Below are 17,686 nucleotides of genomic sequence, written 5' to 3'. Positions count from 1 at the left end.
AATATTATAATCCTTTTACAAAATCTTAATCAAGGAGAAAAGTATGAAACTACTTGAAAAATACGGGCTTTTCATAAATGGTGAGTGGCGTGACGCAAAAGACGGCGCTACACTTGATGCCAAAAATCCAGCAAACGGCGAGCACCTTGCAAAGATCGCTGACGCTACTGAAGAAGATGTAAATGACGCAGTTCGTGCTGCACGCGAGGCTTTTAAGAAATTTAAACACACCACAATTAGCGAGCGCGCAAAGCTTTTAAACAAGATCGCTGATATCATCGACGAGCACAAAGAGCACCTCGCAAAAGTTGAAAGCATGGACAACGGCAAACCAATCCGTGAGACGCTAAATGTCGATATCCCTTTTGCAGCCGAGCATTTTAGGTACTTTGCTGGCGTTATCATGGGCGAAGAAGGCAGCGCAAACGTGCTTGACGAGAAGCAACTCTCTATCGTTTTACGCGAGCCAATAGGCGTTGTGGGTCAGATCGTGCCTTGGAATTTTCCATTTTTAATGGCAGCTTGGAAGCTAGCTCCAGTGATCGCAGCAGGCGATGCGAGCGTATTTAAGCCTTCAAGCGAGACAAGCCTAAGTGTGCTTGAGCTATTTAGGCTGATAGATAAAATTTTGCCAAAAGGCTTAATAAATATAGTAACTGGCAGAGGTAGCAAGAGTGGCGAGTGGATCAAAAACCACCCAGGCCTTGACAAGCTAGCATTTACTGGCTCAACCGAGATCGGCCGCGATATCGCCATAGCTGCGGCTCGCCGTATCATCCCAGCTACACTTGAGCTTGGCGGCAAGAGCGCAAATATCTTCTTTAGCGACGCAAATTTAGACAAGGCGCTTGACGGCCTTCAGCTTGGAATTTTGTTTAACCAAGGTCAAGTTTGCTGCGCGGGATCGAGAATTTTCGTAGAAGAGAGCTTTTATGAGAAATTTATAGAGGCTGCGGTTAAGAAATTTAGCACTATAAAAGTTGGCGATCCACTTGATCCTAACACTCAAATGGGCTCTCAGATCAATAAAAAACAAGCTGAGCAAATTTTAAACTACATAGAGATAGGTAAAAAAGAAGGCGCAAAAGTGGCAGTCGGCGGCAAGGCCTACACCGCAAATGGTTGCGACAAGGGCGCATTTGTCGAGCCAACGCTGCTAGTTGATGTAACAAACGATATGAGAGTGGCTCAGGAAGAAATTTTTGGACCAGTTGGCGTAGTCATCAAATTTAAAGATGAAGCCGAGCTTATCAAAATGGTAAATGATAGCGAATACGGCCTTGGTGGCGGAATTTTCACACAAGACATCACAAAAGCACTTCGCGTTGCAAGGTCTATGGAGACTGGCAGGGTTTGGATCAACACTTACAACCAAATCCCAGCAGGAAGCCCATTTGGCGGATATAAAAACTCAGGTATCGGCCGTGAAACGCACAAGATCATCCTTGAGCACTACACTCAGATGAAAAATATCATGATAGACCTCACCGGCAAGGTTAGCGGCTTTTACGCACAATGATTTTAGGGGGTTTACCCCCCTACTGCTTTAAATTTCATAAATAAAATTTCTTTTTAAATTTATCAGCAATTAACAATCTTTATTTTTAAGCTTAATAGACTAAAATTTGGCGCAAAGGAGAAAATTTGAGCGAGCAAATTTACATTATCGGCGACGTTCACGGCTGTTTTAACACACTTTTAGAGCTTATCAAGCAGTTTCCAAACAAAGAAAAATCTCAAATTTGCTTTGTTGGCGACGTGATAGATCGTGGGCTTTTTAGCTGCGACGTGGTCGAACTTATCATGCAAAATAACTATAAAATGGTCATGGGAAATCACGAGCGAAGGCTACTTAGCAATAAATTTGAGTTTTTAAACAACAAAGTGCCATTTGACAGGAGCTGGTTCTTTGGAAATGGTGGCGAGGCGACATATAGATCATATCTTGGACAAAGCACGGAGTTTAAGCAAAGGCATGTGGATTTTTTAGAAAGCAGGCCAGTTTATCTGGAATTTAAAGATTATAAAACCCAAAATGGCGAGCATCTGGTAGTCTCTCACTCAGCCGTTGGCAATATGTGGGAGCTAAGAAACGATAAATATGCTAGCGAAGAGTTTAAAAGGCACCTGCTCTCAGGCAGAGGCGATGAGATACAAGTTAGTGGCATATTTAACGTCTATGGGCACACGCCAGTAAGAGAGGTAAAATTTTATAAAAATAGCGCAGATATCGACACAGGCTGTGTTTTTAATGAAGTTGGTTTTGATAAACTAAGTGCGTTAGAGTTTCCATCGATGAAAATTTATACACAAAAAAATATTGAAAATTTTAACAAAAAGGATAAAAATGTCGTCTTCTCAGGATAATCTTACTTTTTTAAGCAGGGTTGATAATTTTTGGAATGAATTTGGCAAAAATTTAGGCACTGTTGAAAAGCATTTAAGAAATAAAAATTTTATGACTGCAAACAAAATAATGGAGCAGTATCTAAAACTATGTCTAATTGATCAAAAATTTAAGATATCTCTTATTGGTGATAAGGTCGATCTTATGCTTAGAACAGAATCCATCAAAGAGAAGCTTTTATGGCTTAGATTTATGAAATCGCGCATGCCAAAAGAACTTGAATCTAAGCTTACTTTAACGATCGGTAATGTACCTGATAGCAATGCCTCTATAGTGGTAAACCGCACTAGGATCAACGCGAAAGATTTCATATCATATACAAAATTTAACGATAAAAGTGTATCCATTTACATTTACAACAATGCCATTAACAGATTTGCAGAAGAAGAAGACGATTATGAAGCAGAGCTTTTATCTTATGCCATTTGCGAAAAAGTCCTTGGCGAGATGATAATGATAAATGTAGTAGAAAGTGTTAGTATATACTACGAGCCGTCAGAAGAAGATATGAAAGACGATGATGAAGATTATGAAGAAATAAAAAATGACGATGAAGACGAAGAAGTAGAAGATGATATCTTTGATGAAATACCAAAAGAAAATGCTATTGCGCTCAATGAGCTTGGCGCTATAATAGTTGAAAAATTTGGCAAAGAGATATTAAGTGACACTTTTAATAAATTTGAATCCTACAAACAAGAACCTTCTGCCAACGCGTTAAGAAAAGATATCTATGAAGGACGCACACTTTTATATGATCTTTGTTGTGAATATATCAATAAGCAAAAATACACCTATGAGGATGGCTTAGAATATGGTATAAATTTTTGCTTTTTAGCACTACCTTACAATGGAGATATAAAGCATAGTATTGATTACAGAGACAAGATAGAAAAAGAGCTACAAGAGAGCAACTTTTGTGTAGTTATAGGCACTGCAGAGGGCAAAACATATACCTATATAGATCTTTGTTGCTATGATAAAAATGAGCTTGCAAAAGCTGTAGATAAAATTAGAAAAGATATTGAAATAAATATAGAATTATGCGAATTTAAGCCTTGGACTTTTTTTGGATTCCTTTTTGGTCTATTTGGAGATAAGTAATAAATTTATTGCCAGCTGGCAATAAATTTATCCTTTAAATTTAGAGCTGTTTGAGAGATAGGCGCAAAATTTAAGCCCATATAAAAAGATGATCCACGAGATGTAGATCCAGACAAAGAAGAAAAGTACGGCTGAAAATGAGCCATAGACGCTTAAATAGGTCTTGTTGTAAAGGACGTAATAGACAAAGGCTGACTTGCCAAGATACCAAACGAGCGAGGCAGCAAACGAGCTAAAAAATGCGCTTTTAAATTTTATCTCGTCATTTACAGAGATGAGATATGTGACGCAAAATATCACCCAAATGATGAGATATGGCACGATGCTTAAGAAATTTATCGAGCTTGTTATCACGTTTGAATTTAACATCTCTTGCACAAGGCTTGAGAGGTAAAAACTGCCAGCAAGTCCGAGCGGCGCAAGCGTGATGAGCGTCCAGTACGAGCTAAGTGCCGACCAAAAGCCCCTAGCCTTGCTAGCTCTTGTCACTTTTAAGACTACGTATTCATAATCGCTAAAAAACATAGCTGAAGTAAATATCATCGCCACAAAGCCAACTATGCCTAAATTTCCGCTATTTTGGAGGAAATTTTGCAAGTAGTTTGAGATGATCTCTTGGTTGCTTGGCAAAAGGGCTGAGAAGACAAAGTCTTGAATTTTGGCGTAATAATCCTCAAAGCTAGGCAGTTTTGTAAAGATAGAAAACGATATAAGAAGTATCGGTATGATCGATAAGATCGTGTGAAAACTAAGGCTTGCTGCGTAGTGAAAGAGCTCTTTGTCCTTAAGAGCAGCTAGCAAATTTAAACCACTCTTTAAATCGCTCTTGCTTAAGGACAAACGGCTCATTTATCAGTTATCTTCTTCAAAAAGTTTTTCGTAGTGAGCGTCGTAGTTGTTGATGTGCTCGCTATTTAGCTTCCAAAATACAGTGTCTATGTCGCTAACTCTTGTATAAAATGGTAGTTGATAGTACTCAACCTCGCCAGTTTTAAACTCTTTTAGCACTTTAAAGCTTTGGCAATCAGCAAAAACGCTTCTGCCATCCATCGCGACAAAGATAAGACCAGCTGCACTTTGAGCGCACATCTTTCTAAAGTCATCTCTGCTTGGGTTTGGCTTGTATTCGTAGCTTAAGTATGCTCCAACAAGGTCTGGATGGATAAATATCATATTAGGAAATGCGCCCAAAACCTCTTCATAAATTTCTTTATTTGGCACGACGATTAGCGAGCGGTTATAAAGGTAGTTTAGCACGACTATATCGCCACTTGCAGGTGCGATGCCAGGGAGTGGGAGAGCCTTTTGCTCAAGTAGGTCAAACACCTCAAATCTAACCTTCGCAAAGCCGGCATTTTTTGAGACAACGCTCACTCTTGCGATGATAGAGCTATCAGTGTCAAATTTATGGAGCACAACGCCGCTTGATCCGATCAAAATTTCAGGACTATCAACTATCGTTGCTGTGCCGTCACTCTCGACGCTAATAAGAGGAGTTCTATACTCATTTAAAGAAAAATCAGCCCCAAAAGCAAAGCCAAAAAACAGCGATAAAATCACGATTATACGTTTCAAAAATATCTCCTAAGTTTAAATTTTTAGAGCGATTATAGCCTAAAATGCTTTATCTTTTGCAAAATTAAAGCAAGTTTTAGTTAAAATCCCCTCCAGCTTTTTAAAAGGATATCGATGCCTCGTATTTTTGTGATTTTTGCAATATTATGTATAAATTTATATGCCATAAAACCAACTGTCGATGAGCTTAGTTGGCCAAACGGCAGCAGCTTTTTAAATTTCCTTGAGACAAATAAAATCCCACTTTCACTTTACTACAACCTAGCAAGCGAAGATCAAGAGCTAACAGAAGAGATCATCGCTGGCACAAAATATCAAATTTACAAAGACGATAACGGCGAGGTTAAACAAGCTCTTATCCCCGTTAGTGACGAGCTTCAGATACATATTTATAGAGATGACAAGGGTAAATTTCAGCTTGAGTTTATCCCGATCTTATACCAAAGCGAAGATAAAGTTTTAGCCCTAAAAGTCGATAAATCAGTCTCTGAAGATATCTTTGACTACACTGGCTCTGGCACGCTAGCGCTTGGTTTTAAAGAGGTTTTTAGCGGCAGCGGGATCGATTTTAAAAAGATAAACAAAGGCGATACGATAGCTATCGTTTATAACCAAAAACTACGCATGGGACGCTCTTTTGGCACACCTGAAATTTATGCAGCGATGATAGAGACTAAAAACAAACGCTACGTGATGTATAAATTTGAAGATAAATTTTATGATAAAAACGGCAAGAAAAATGACAAATTTTTGCTCGTTCGCCCTCTTGCAAACGCAAGAATCACATCAAATTTCACCCTAAAAAGATGGCATCCGATCCTTCAAAGATATAGAGCTCACCTTGGAGTTGATTACGGTGCTCCAAAAGGCACACCGATCAAGGCTGCAGGCGATGGCACGGTCAAATTTGTCGGACAAAAGAGCGGTTATGGTAGAACCGTCATCATCTCTCACGCTGGCGGCTACGAGACACTTTATGCCCATCTAAATGGCTTTGCAAAGGGCATAAGAAGCGGTCTTAAAGTAAAACAAGGCACGCTGATAGCATACGTTGGCACAAGCGGCATGAGCACTGGCCCTCACCTACACTTTGGCCTCTATCTAGGCGGCAAGCCGATCAATCCAGAAAGCGCCATCAAGGTCGTAAAAAACATAGAAGACAAGAAAGAGTCGGCTAAATTTAAAGCAGTCATAAATAGAAATGATGAGCTGATAAGACAAGCTCTAAGCAACGACAAAGAGTATCACAAGGTGGAATTTTTCCCTAACGTAATAGACTTTTAAAGGTAAAACTTGAGCCAAGAACTAGAAGAAGCAAAAGAGCTGATAGATCAGCACTTAGATGAAAATTTAGAAGACGGCGAGCTCTCTGCTTACGAGCTAGCCCAGCATCTTAAAACACTTAAAAAGCACGATGAAGAGCTTTTTGCCAAGTATCTTGAAAAACTAGATCCTGAAATTTTGGGTGATGTGGCGATCGAGCTTCCTGATCACATGCTAAAAGACGTGATCGACACACTCCCAGCTGAAAAGATCGTAGAAGCGCTTGAAGAGCTAGAGAGTGACGATGCGACAGACCTACTTCAATACATCGAGGATATCGATGAGGACAAGGCTAGAGAGCTTTTTAACGAGCTAGATAAAGAAAATCAAAACGAAATTTTAAGACTTAGAAGCTATGATGAGGATAGAGCTGGTGCGCACATGCAAACAGAGCTATTTTCAGCTCATCTTGAAGAGAAGCTTGGCAGCGCAGTCGCAAGACTAAGACAAGAGAAGCAAGAAGGCAAACTAGAAAACGTCTCACAGCTTTTCATCATCGATAAAAATAGCGTCTTGCAATACGCCATCCCGCTTGAAGATCTCATCCTATTTGACTTTACAAAGACGCTAAAACAAAATATCGAATCAACCCAGATCGACCACTACAAGCCTCACATGGCAAACGATATGGATCTCATGCAAGATGTCGCTGATATGTTTCAAGAGTACGATCTAAACGTTATCGCAGTTACAAGTAGCACTGGAATTTTGCTAGGTCGTATCACGTATGATGATATCCACGACTACATCCAAGAGAGCGCTACAGAGCAAATTTATAACCTAGCTGGCGTTGATGACGAGTCAGAAGAGGACGATACGCTATTTAAAGCGGGTCGTGGCCGTGCGGTTTGGCTTGGCATAAATTTACTAACAGCACTTTTTAGCTCATCTATCATCGGACTTTTTGACGAGACGATCGCAGCTTACGTCGCACTTGCCGTGCTTATGCCAATAGTTGCTTCAATGGGTGGCAACACTGGCACGCAAGCACTTGCCGTTACGGTTCGTCGTTTGGCACTTGGCGAGATAGAATTTAAAGATGCAAAGAGCGTTTTAAAGCGCGAGGTGACGATCTCACTCGTAAATGGCCTCATCTTTGGCGCTATCATGGGCGTCATCGCCGCTGTTTGGTTTGATAAAGGCATGCTTGGCGTGGTTATTGGCCTTAGTATGGTTACAAATTTATTCTTTGCTGGTTTTTTTGGCACGATCATACCTTTGACGCTAAGGCGCTTTAACATCGATCCTGCCGTTGGCTCGGCGGTCATTCTTACTACATTTACTGATGCGATAGGATTTTTTAGCTTTTTAGGACTTGCAAAATGGATACTACTATAACAAATTTAGAAATTTTACCTCTTGGTGAGTCAAAATACCTAAAGCCATTTAAGATGAAATTTAAACAAAATGGCTTGCAAAGGGACTGGGACTGCGTCAAAGTGATGAATAGCGTTAGTATATTTTTATATCACGAGCAAAAAGATGCATTTTTGTTTGTCAAGCAGTTTCGCCCAGCTGTTTGGTACTCGCAAGAAAAAGAAGGCATCAAAACAAATGAGCAAGGCTTTACCTATGAGCTTTGCGCAGGGCTTATGGATAAGGGGCTAAGCGAAGAGCAAACAGCTAGAGAAGAGGCAGTCGAAGAGGTCGGATATGAGCTAAAAGAGATGGAGCATATCACGATGACGTATGGCGCTTTTGGCTTTGGTGGCAACATGCAAACAATGTTTTACGCAAAGATCGATGAGAGTATGAAAGTAAATGCGGGTGGTGGCGTCGATGGCGAGGATATCGAGCTAGTTTTTATAAAACGAGAAGATATGATGAAATTTGCCTTTGATGAGAGCAAGGTCAAGGGCTTTGGGCTCATCTTTGCCTACTTGTGGTGGGAGAAATTTAAAGGCTAAAATGAGACCTTTTTGATAAGCGCAAAGACAACAACCGCCACAATAAAAATGCCAACTAAAATAATATAATCCGACATAAGAAACCTTTATGTTTAAAATTTGCACTATTGTAACTAAATTTTTAACAAAATAAGAACTTTATAACCGCACATATCATAAAATAATCAAAAATTATAAGGAGAAAATGATGAGCGAAAATGAAACTCTTTTTATCAACCGCGAATTAAGCTGGCTACGCTTCAACTCAAGGGTGCTCGCTCAGTGTGAAAAGGATATACCTTTACTTGAAAAGCTAAAATTTATAGCCATTTATATGACAAATCTTGATGAATTTTATATGATAAGAGTAGCTGGTCTAAAGCAGCTTTTTGCAGCTGGAGTGACGACAAGTAGCAGCGATGGCATGAGCCCACTTGATCAACTACGTGAGATCAGAAAATATCTTCAAGATGAGCAAAATTTAGTTGAAAGCCACTACAAAAGCACCGTTGATGCGCTTAGCAAAGAGGGTCTTTTTATCAAAAACTATGACGAGCTTGATGATAGCTTAAAGCAAAAATGCGACGAGTATTTTTTCTCAAACATCCTGCCAGTTATCGTGCCTATCGCTGTTGATGCGACACATCCATTTCCGCACCTAAACAACCTTAGCTTCTCGCTTGCCGTTAAGCTTGCTGACATAGAGCATCCTGAAATTTTAAAATACGGCATGATAAGAATTTCAAGAGTTCTGCCAAGATTTACCCAGCCAAGTAGCAATGTTTTCGTGCCAATAGAAACGATCGTTCACCGCCATGCAGAAGAAATTTTCCCAGGGTATAAGCTTATTAGCTCGGCTGCCTTTAGAGTAACAAGAAACGCTGATATCGTCATCGAAGAAGAAGAAGCGGATGACTTTATGATGATACTTGAGCAAGGGCTAAAGCTTCGTAGAAAAGGGGCTTTTGTGCGTATGCAGATAGATAAAGACGCAGACGCTGATATCTTAGAGTTTTTAAATTTTCACATGAAAATTTTTCACAAAGATATCTACTTTTCAAGCATCCCACTCACACTTAGCTCCCTTTGGGAGATAGCTGGGAGCAAGAACTTTAGCCACTTAGCAAACCCGCCCTACGCCCCAAAGACGCTGCCTCCATTTGGCAATGGCGTCTCGATCTTTGACGCCATAGACAAAGAGGATGTGCTGTTAGTTCATCCATTTGAGAGCTTTGATCCAGTCGTTAGCTTTATAAGAGAAGCGAGCAAAGATACAAAGGTGATCTCGATACGCATGACGCTTTACAGGGTCGATAAAAACTCACCGATCATCCAAAGCCTGATAGACGCTGCAAGCGACGGCAAGCAAGTAACCGTAATGGTCGAGCTAAAAGCAAGGTTTGATGAAGAAAACAACTTGCACTGGGCAAAGGCGCTTGAAGATGCTGGCGCACACGTGATATATGGCATCACGGGCTTTAAGGTGCATGCAAAAGTTAGCCAAGTGATCCGCCAGATCGGCGATAAACTCAAATTTTACATGCACTTTGGCACCGGCAACTACAACGGCAGTTCGGCTAAAATTTACACCGACGTTAGCCTATTTACCAGTAAAGAGGAATTTAGCCAAGATACGACCTCGTTTTTTCACATCCTATCAGGATATAACAAAAACCGCCGTCTAAACGCCCTTAGCATGTCGCCCTTTCAGATAAAAGAGCGCATCATCGAAAAGATAAGAGTGGAGGCTAGCAAAGGCAGCGAGGGCAGGATCATCGCTAAGATGAACGCGCTAATAGACGAAGATGTGATAAATGAGCTTAGCCGCGCCTCAAATGCAGGCGTGAAGATCGACTTAATCGTCCGAGGTGTGTGCGGACTAAGGCCTGGCGTAAAAGGCAAAAGCGAAAACATCAGAGTTCGCTCGATCATCGGTAAATACTTGGAGCACGCTAGAATTTTATATTTCAAGCACGCTAATCCAAAAATTTACATCTCAAGCGCTGACTGGATGCCACGAAATTTAGAGCGCCGCTTGGAGCTTATGACACCTATCTTTGAGCCAAGGCTTCAAGAGAGACTGCTTGAAATTTTAGAGCTTCAGCTAAGCGATAACGACCTAGCATTTGAGCTACAAAATAACGGCGAATACACAAAAGTAGCTAGACGCGAGGGTGAAAAAGTGATCTCTTGCCACGAAGTTTTAGAAAACTATATCTCTAAAATTTATAAATCAGTCAAAAAAGACACCGACAAAGCAAAAGCAGATATGCTTGCAAGCAAGCTTTTAAAAGAGAGCTAAAAGATAAATGGCTTTTAAATTTAAGTTTAAAAGCCATTTTTACCATAAATCCTAAATCTTAAATCCAAATTTCTAAATTTTTATATACTTTAAATTTACATTCTAAGTCTCTATAATGCTAACTTTTATCGCATAATAATTTTTATATATAAATTACTCATAAAATTTCATAATTAATTATCGAATTTTATATTTTAAATATTACATAAGCATAGGCGTTATAATATTTAAACAAATTCCAAATCAAAGGAGGCTTTATGAAAGAGAGTAGTGATACTAAAAAACTCATCATCGGTACGATCACTCTTGCAATTGCGATCGTTTTCTTTGGAGGTTTTTTACAAAACACCTATGGTGGTATCTTTGATTTTAGCAAGCTAGCAGGTCAATTTCCAGAATGGTTTAAAACAGGAAGTGGCACTAGCGCAAAAGGTGGATTTTTATTTGCCCTTAGTCTTGCCCCTGCCGTTATGCTCGCACTTGGCTTTGTTGCTATTTTTGAGAAATACCATGCACTTTACGCAGCTTCAAGACTGCTAACACCTGTTTTAAAGCCACTTATTGGCATACCAGGATGTTGCTCTATCTCTTTGATAGCAAGCACACAAAGCACCGACGCAGGCAGCTCAACGGCTAAATTTTTGCGTCAAGATGGCCTCATCTCACACAAAGAGCTTCTCATCTTTGCAGCGTTTCAGTTTAGCGCTGGTGCGATGATCACAAATTTCTTATCTTCATTTGCTCCGGTTTTACTAGTGACTGACAAAGCTGGCAACACAGCCCCTGCTACCATAGCCATGGTGCTTGGCATAGTCTTTGTCTTTAAAATTTTAGGAGCAAATTTGATGAGACTTTATGTCAAAAAATTTGTCAAAGATGATGAGGAGTAAGAGATGACTGAAAATAAACTAATAACCGACGTATTTGTAGAGGGCGCTAGAAAAGGCTGGGACATCGCCGTAAAAAACACTATCCCAAACGTACTTATGGCCTTTGTCATCATCCACATCCTAAAAGTATCTGGCGCGCTTAGCGTGATAGGCAAATTTCTAGGATTTATCATGCTCCCACTTGGTCTTCCAGGTGAGTCCATAGCCGTTTTCATGGCTGCGTTTTTGAGCTGGGGCGGCTCAGCAGGCGTGTTAGTCGCACTTGTAGGAGATGGTACGCTAAATGCAAACGATATCGCCGTCTTGCTTCCTGGCATGGCGCTAGTTGGCTCGACTGTGCAGTACATGGGACGAGTTTTAGGCGTGCTTGAAGTACCGGGCAGACACTATCTAGTACTTTTTGGAATTTGCATCCTAAATGCCTATTTAGCGATGTTTGTGATGAGCTTGCTCGTATAAGGATCAAAAATGAAAGATAGCGAAATAGACAAATATTTGACCGATCTAAAGGAGATAACCGACATCGAAAGCCCAACTTCAAGCATCGACGGCGTAAATGAAGTTGCAGCTTGGTTTAAAAAAAGAGCTGAAATTTTAGGCTTAAAAAGTAGGAGCATAGAGCTTGGCACCAACAAGGTTGCACCCTGCCTTTTTATCTCAAACGACCTTGAGGCAAAAAGCTACGACTTTTTATTCATAGGCCACATGGATACCGTTTTTCCTGTGGGCACAAAGGCTGATGTGCCATTTAAAAAGATAAACGAGCGCATAAATGCACTTGGCGCAATCGACGATAAAGGCGGCAGTCTGCTCTCGCTCTACGTCATCAAAGAGCTTGATCTTAGCAAGCTAAAGATCGGCCTCTTTTTAAACTCCCACGAAGAGACTGGCTCAAATTTCGCTAAAGACGCCATAAGAGAGCTAGCCAAGAAGTCTCGCTACGCCCTAGTAGTCGAGCCTGCAAGAGAAGATGGCTCGATGGTAGCCACTAGAAAAGGAGTGATCTCTTATGTGCTAAATTTCCATGGTGTTAGCGCGCACGCTGGCAACCACCCAGAGCGCGGCCGTTCAGCTGTCGTGGAGGCTGCAAATTTCATCGTTGAGCTCTCAAAACTCACTGATTTTAAGGCAGGCCATACATTTAATAGCATAATGACAAAAGGCGGCGACGCCCAAAACGTCGTGCCAGACTTTGCTAGCGTGACATTTGAGATGAGATATCGCCACGCTAGCTCGGTAGAGTTTTTACATAAGAAGATGGACGAAATTTTATCTCACCATCTCGTGCCAGACGTTACTTGCGAGCGCATCCTGATAAATGAAGAAGCTCCAATGATAGACGAGGTAAATTTACCAAATATCAAAAAGGTCTTTGACGAGGCTGCGAAGGCCACTGGCACAAAGGTCACTTGGGTTGATGCTGGCGGACTAAGCGATGGCAACATCAGCGCATCGGCAGGATGTCCTACGATAGATGGCCTTGGTCCAACTGGTGGCAACATGCACACAAAAAACGAGTATCTAGAGATAAACTCGGTTGTTAAAAAGTGCAACCTCATAGTTGAAGCGATCAAAAAACTTTCGTAGTTTAGGCAAGTGATATGCTTGCCTAAATTTTTAAATTTACAACGACGCAGCAGTCAAAACCTACCCAAATATCTCAAATTTATGAAAAAGCTCTGGCTCATCTTTTACCACGCCACGCTTCACAAGATCAGCCACCACTTCGCGGTCGCAGTCAGTTTGCATAGGCCAGCCACGAGTATAGCCCTCTAGCTCGTCCTTGCTCGTCGCATCCACGCAGAAATTTTTGATTTTACCACGCAAATAGGCGTTTTACTCTCCTTTTTAAACTACCTAAGCTCTTTAACATTTGGTGCAACGCTTTGAAATTTAGCCAAAAGTTCATCACCACATAAAACCGTAAATTTAACTCCAAATTTAGCCAGCAGCTTTAACAAAAAGAAATTTATTCAATTTAACGTAAGCTCTAAATTTAGCTACAAAAGCAACCCGCCTACAAACTGCGTCATCAGTAGCGACGGTTTAGCTATTTTACGCATACAAAACTGGCATTCACAAGAAATTTACCACAATGGCAACGTTGTTTTAGGGCTTTTATAAAGATAGGCGCTTGCAGGGCGATAGATCGCGACTTTATTGAAAACATAATGATCGCAAACCACGAAAAGATAGGCGATCTCGTTTAAATAGGTCATAGCTAAATCAAATTTCTAAATTCCCAGCCAAGTGGCTTAAATTTAAACCAGCCCTACTCCAAAGCTTTTAAAACTGGCTCTGGTTTTAGCTTTACGCTTGGGGCATTTTTGCTAAAGTTTATGAGATCCTCTGTCGTTTGGATGCTAAAAGGCAGGCGCGTGAGACAGACTTTAAAGATTTCGGCTGCTGCTACCGCGTCATTTAGAGCTCTGTGGTGGGTGTTGTTTATGCCAAGAAGCTCTTTTAGCGAGCCAAGGCCGTATTTTTGCGAGGCGATGGTGCGGCGGCTAAGGTCGATAGTACAAAGCTTTCTGTTTAGCAGTATGCCAAGGCCGATCTCATTTAGGCTGTGCGAGATAAATCCGTAGTCAAAATTCACGTTGTGCGCGATAAAGACGCTAGTTCCTAGAAAAATTTTAAACCGCTCAAGCACGTTTAGCAAATTTGGCGCACCAACTAGATCGCTAGCCTTTATGCCAGTTAGCTCTGTGATATTTTCAGGCACCACACTAGCTGCTATAAAGCTTTCAAAGCGCCCTATTTCAACGCCATTTTTTATTTTTATCGCACCTATTTCTATTATCTGACCGCTAGTCGTGCCACCAGTCGTTTCGATATCAACCACGCAAAATTCCTGCTCACTAATGTCTCGAAATCTCGTGCCAAGCTCAATCTCGTTGCTTTCATTTCTAGTGATATCAAGCCCAAGAGTTCGCCACATATCAAGGTCACGCACGTCAATGAGCGATGAAATTTCCTCAATATCACTAAATTTTAAAATAAACTCGTGATAGCCTAAATTTTGCCTAGCTAAAATTTCAATGCTATTTTCTAAACGCTGTTTTTTTGGCTTCAAAACTCAAGCTTTATGGCGCGAATGGCTTGTTCGTATGAATTTGATGAGAAGATATAGCTGCCAGCCACCAAGACATCAGCTCCAGCCTCTTCAAGATCAGGCGCATTTAGTCCATTTACGCCGCCATCTACTTCGATGAGACACTTGGCGTTTTTGCGCTCTATTAGCTCTCTCAGCGCCCTTGTTTTCTCAAGCACGACTGGCATAAATTTCTGACCGCCAAAGCCAGGATTTACGCTCATTAATAGTACCATATCGACTTCATCAATGATATGCTCGATCGCGCTAACTGGTGTGTGTGGATTTAGCACGATACCAGGGCCAACGCCGTTTTTCCTGATGTGATCGATGAGCCTCATCGGATGCTTCTCTTCTTCGATGTGAAAGGTCAGAAATTTTGGTTTTAGTGGTAAAAAAAGATCAGCAAAAAATGAGTTATTTTCAACCATCAAATGTATATCAAGTGGCTTTGTAGCAGCCTTTGCAACGGCACTTACCACGACTGGTCCGATGGTTAAATTTGGTACAAAATGCCCATCCATAACATCAACATGCACCAGATCGCACCCAGCCTCGCAAATGTCTCTTATCTCGGCTGCTAAATTTCCAAAATCAGCCGACAAAATACTAGGTGCAACGTACATTTTAAATCCTTATTTACTTATAAAAATCATGCCAGTTTGGCTCTCTTTTGCATTTAATGTGGCAAAAATTCCACTGCTTGCTCTGTCAAAAAACATCTCATTTTCGTAAAATTTAAAGTTGCTAAGCTTTACCTTTAAATTTCTCTCGATGAAAATGTCTAAAATTTTGCTTGCAATGATACTAAAAATTTGAGAAAATCCGCTTAAACAGCCACACTCCAGATCGCCATTATCTGAAAAAATGGAGCAAATTTTGCTAAGCTTGTCCTTTTTAACGCCAAGCAAAATTCTCATCTGTACGTCGCCATAAAAGAGCACACAAGCCCGCAAATAGTCATTTTCGCCCTCTACATTAAAGTTGCTAATCTTTGCATCAAGGCATAAAATTTCACTCTCTATCAAAGGCGAGAGCACGTCTGTGACGCTTGAGATCACAAGTGGCAAAAACTCAACTAAGCTTTTATTCATCTTTGTGGGCTCTATATCGATAAGGCGCTTTTTAAAATAGAGCGTCGAGTCATCTTTGAAAAAATCATCCATCTTTTTATATAAAAGTATCTTTGCCGCTTTTAAATTTGAGGCAAGTGTCTCTGAGATGTTGCCCTCATTTAAGCCGCAAATCACCAATATACCGCCACTTTTTTGGCTCAGCTCAGATAGCTTTATCAAAAAACTAGCACCTATGGTATTTAAAGCACCAACCGAATCAGACCAAAAAACAAAGAATTTAAAGCCTACCTTTTGCAACCTTTCGTGAAATTTATAGTCAAATTTCTGCACAAAAGAGCTATCTATGAGCCCTACTGTCTTGTAAATGACGACGTCACCTCTTATAAAGGCGCTAAACTCTTTTTTGCCTAAAACGATGTGATTTAGGGTGCTGATGGTGTATTTGTAAGCTTGCTTGGCAGCGTTAAATTCTTCTACGCTTTTTACAAATTTACACTTATAGCACTTTTGCTCCAAAAGCGAGTTGATATAGTCTTTATACTGCTCGTTTTTGTTATAAATCACAATGGCTTCGCTGCTATCTGCTAAAGTATCATTTAAAAATAGCGTCGCAACTTTTTCATTTTCAAAGAGTGAAAATCTCAAAATATTTTTTGAAGTCTTTGCGACAAGCTCGTAAAAAGTATCGTCATAATCGCAGACTGCAAACTCAGCGCCTATCTGCTTAGCGATGCTTGATAGATGCTCGCACGTGCTATTTAGCCAAAGAGGGCTAAAAAATGTGACATTTTTTAATGAAAGCAAAATGGCACTTATCTGCCTTGCGCAAATTTGCTCTACTTCGGCCTTTTTGATGCTTGAAGGGGTGATATTAACCTCTAAAAATCCAAATGGCCTAACAATTGCCAAAGAGCCCTCAAAAGTTACTTTCATTTTCTAAGAGCCTTTTTTAAATTTATAACCATATCAGCCGAAGCATGGACGCTAACATCGGTGATCCTATCGATGCCAAAGTCAAAAAATTTAGCAGTGCTAGCCTCATAAGAGAGCAAAATTTTAAAGTATTTTAAAACCAAAACCTCTTCTCTAGTGAGCCTATCGCTCTCCCATCCTGCAAGCTTTAAAAGCACTCCAAATAGCGAAATATCAAACCTTCGCTGCAAGATCCTATCAAAGCTCATATCAGAAAAGCCAACGATATGTTTAAGCGAGTGTGGATACTTCAAAAAGATAAGCTCGCAAAATATAAGCAAAATTAGCGCGTAGGCAGCTAGAAACAAATTTTTTTGATTTTTTAACCCAAGGTAGTTTAGAAGTTTGCTCCAGTCAGATAGAAATTTGGCATTAAACTCCATCATCGAGTGTAAATTTACACCAAAATTTTTATATCTTTTTGGAGATTTGATAAAAACAAAATAAGAGCAAATTATCATTTTTAGGTTGTCTATGCCTAGCGGATAAGCCATCGCATAGATATCTCTAGTGTGGTTTTGAACGCCAAAATCGCCTAAATTTACTATCGTAGCAAAGTACGCTTTAAAAGTCTCACTACCCCTCAAAAGCTCCATAGCAGCAGTGATGTCGCCCTCATCCAAGTGCTTTTGGCACTCATAAAAAGCATCGGGCATTTTATAGATAAAAATTTGAAATTTCATCTATTTGATTTTTAGTTAGCATTTTTTGTTTTTACCGATTTTTATTTTGGGGCTATTTTTAGCCTTAATTAAATAAAAAAATCAACAAAACTTATAAATATAAATGTTCATTTTTAAGCAATACTTTGGTTTTTGTTTAGATAAAAATCAGCAGAAATTTTTGTTTATAAAAAAATGTCAAAAAGATGTGCAATAACTGGTAAAGGACCAATGGTAGGCAACAACGTGAGTCATGCCAACAATAAAACTAAAAGAAGATTTTTACCAAATCTTAGAACTATCCGTGTTACTCTAGAAGATGGCACAACAAGAAGAATAAAAGTTGCTGCTTCTACTCTAAGAACTATGAAAAAGCAATCAAACTAAGAGATAAA

18 protein-coding genes are annotated in these 17,686 nt (G+C 40.1%); 11 read left to right on the top strand and 7 right to left on the bottom strand.

Translation table 11 applies throughout. The annotated features are described in order from the left end of the window. Positions 1-43 precede the first annotated feature (43 nt). From CVT00_RS04690 to CVT00_RS04680, 3 genes are all read left to right on the top strand, one after another. Entirely contained in the window at positions 44-1,519 is a 1,476-nt protein-coding gene (locus CVT00_RS04690; protein WP_103558107.1) for an aldehyde dehydrogenase family protein, read from the top strand. A gap of 125 nt (positions 1,520-1,644) precedes the next feature. After that, positions 1,645-2,367, top strand: a complete 723-nt coding sequence (locus CVT00_RS04685) for a metallophosphoesterase (RefSeq protein ID WP_103558108.1) — start codon at positions 1,645-1,647, stop codon at positions 2,365-2,367. Beyond that, the gene (locus CVT00_RS04680; RefSeq protein WP_103558109.1) at positions 2,348-3,511 is read left to right on the top strand and encodes a hypothetical protein; all 1,164 of its coding nucleotides are present in this window, start codon (positions 2,348-2,350) and stop codon (positions 3,509-3,511) included. Before CVT00_RS04685 ends, CVT00_RS04680 begins: the two co-directional genes overlap by 20 nt. 27 nt (positions 3,512-3,538) lie before the next feature. On the opposite strand, the gene CVT00_RS04675 is transcribed toward CVT00_RS04680, so the two are convergent. Together CVT00_RS04675 and CVT00_RS04670 are read right to left on the bottom strand one after the other, a co-directional pair. Beyond that, entirely contained in the window at positions 3,539-4,360 is an 822-nt protein-coding gene (locus tag CVT00_RS04675; protein WP_103558110.1) for a YihY family inner membrane protein, read from the bottom strand. A 3-nt stretch (positions 4,361-4,363) separates the two neighbouring features. Then, entirely contained in the window at positions 4,364-5,086 is a 723-nt protein-coding gene (locus CVT00_RS04670; RefSeq protein WP_002942758.1) for a plasminogen-binding N-terminal domain-containing protein, read from the bottom strand. Between the two features lie 114 nt (positions 5,087-5,200). Between CVT00_RS04670 and CVT00_RS04665 the strand changes: the two genes are divergently transcribed. From CVT00_RS04665 to CVT00_RS04635, 7 genes are all read left to right on the top strand, one after another. Beyond that, positions 5,201-6,370, top strand: a complete 1,170-nt coding sequence (locus CVT00_RS04665) for a peptidoglycan DD-metalloendopeptidase family protein (RefSeq protein WP_087581705.1) — start codon at positions 5,201-5,203, stop codon at positions 6,368-6,370. Positions 6,371-6,379: 9 nt separating this feature from the next. Next, entirely contained in the window at positions 6,380-7,747 is a 1,368-nt protein-coding gene (gene mgtE, locus CVT00_RS04660; protein WP_009293917.1) for a magnesium transporter, read from the top strand. After that, on the top strand, positions 7,732-8,316 hold the full coding sequence (locus tag CVT00_RS04655) for an NUDIX domain-containing protein (protein ID WP_103575055.1): 585 nt from the start codon (positions 7,732-7,734) through the stop codon (positions 8,314-8,316). The genes mgtE and CVT00_RS04655 overlap by 16 nt, the downstream gene beginning before the upstream one ends. A 163-nt stretch (positions 8,317-8,479) precedes the next feature. After that, a complete protein-coding gene (locus CVT00_RS04650; RefSeq protein WP_258033487.1) occupies positions 8,480-10,597 on the top strand; it encodes an RNA degradosome polyphosphate kinase in 2,118 nt (705 codons plus the stop codon). Positions 10,598-10,854: 257 nt separating this feature from the next. Continuing rightward, positions 10,855-11,487 carry a nucleoside recognition domain-containing protein gene (locus tag CVT00_RS04645; protein WP_103558114.1) on the top strand — a complete coding sequence of 211 codons (633 nt, stop codon included), beginning with the start codon at positions 10,855-10,857 and terminating at the stop codon, positions 11,485-11,487. A gap of 3 nt (positions 11,488-11,490) precedes the next feature. Then, positions 11,491-11,946 (top strand): YjiG family protein, encoded by a 456-nt coding sequence (locus tag CVT00_RS04640; protein ID WP_002942766.1) that lies wholly within the window; start codon positions 11,491-11,493, stop codon positions 11,944-11,946. Positions 11,947-11,955: 9 nt separating this feature from the next. Next, entirely contained in the window at positions 11,956-13,074 is a 1,119-nt protein-coding gene (locus CVT00_RS04635) for a M20/M25/M40 family metallo-hydrolase (protein ID WP_107715152.1), read from the top strand. A gap of 60 nt (positions 13,075-13,134) precedes the next feature. Here the strand turns inward: CVT00_RS04635 and CVT00_RS10195 are convergent, their stop codons facing one another. The 5 genes from CVT00_RS10195 to CVT00_RS04610 form a co-directional block, all read right to left on the bottom strand. Further along, entirely contained in the window at positions 13,135-13,314 is a 180-nt protein-coding gene (locus CVT00_RS10195; protein ID WP_107915246.1) for a 3-octaprenyl-4-hydroxybenzoate carboxy-lyase, read from the bottom strand. A gap of 445 nt (positions 13,315-13,759) precedes the next feature. Continuing rightward, the gene (locus tag CVT00_RS04625) at positions 13,760-14,563 is read right to left on the bottom strand and encodes a 3'-5' exonuclease (RefSeq protein ID WP_103558117.1); all 804 of its coding nucleotides are present in this window, start codon (positions 14,561-14,563) and stop codon (positions 13,760-13,762) included. After that, positions 14,560-15,207 carry a ribulose-phosphate 3-epimerase gene (gene rpe / locus CVT00_RS04620; protein ID WP_103558118.1) on the bottom strand — a complete coding sequence of 216 codons (648 nt, stop codon included), beginning with the start codon at positions 15,205-15,207 and terminating at the stop codon, positions 14,560-14,562. Before rpe ends, CVT00_RS04625 begins: the two co-directional genes overlap by 4 nt. A 9-nt stretch (positions 15,208-15,216) precedes the next feature. Beyond that, positions 15,217-16,590 carry a prephenate dehydrogenase gene (locus CVT00_RS04615; protein ID WP_107915245.1) on the bottom strand — a complete coding sequence of 458 codons (1,374 nt, stop codon included), beginning with the start codon at positions 16,588-16,590 and terminating at the stop codon, positions 15,217-15,219. Beyond that, positions 16,587-17,312, bottom strand: coding sequence for a hypothetical protein (locus CVT00_RS04610; protein WP_196376891.1), 726 nt, complete (start codon positions 17,310-17,312; stop codon positions 16,587-16,589). Before CVT00_RS04610 ends, CVT00_RS04615 begins: the two co-directional genes overlap by 4 nt. A gap of 174 nt (positions 17,313-17,486) precedes the next feature. Here CVT00_RS04610 and rpmB point away from each other — a divergent pair, with 174 nt between their 5' ends. Further along, positions 17,487-17,678, top strand: coding sequence for a 50S ribosomal protein L28 (gene rpmB / locus CVT00_RS04605; protein ID WP_002942221.1), 192 nt, complete (start codon positions 17,487-17,489; stop codon positions 17,676-17,678). Positions 17,679-17,686: the final 8 nt, after the last annotated feature.

The organism is Campylobacter concisus (genome assembly GCF_003048675.2).
Taxonomy (GTDB): domain Bacteria; phylum Campylobacterota; class Campylobacteria; order Campylobacterales; family Campylobacteraceae; genus Campylobacter_A; species Campylobacter_A concisus_F.
Note: the sequence above shows the minus strand (reverse complement) of the source record. Positions and strands in the feature narration are given on the sequence as shown.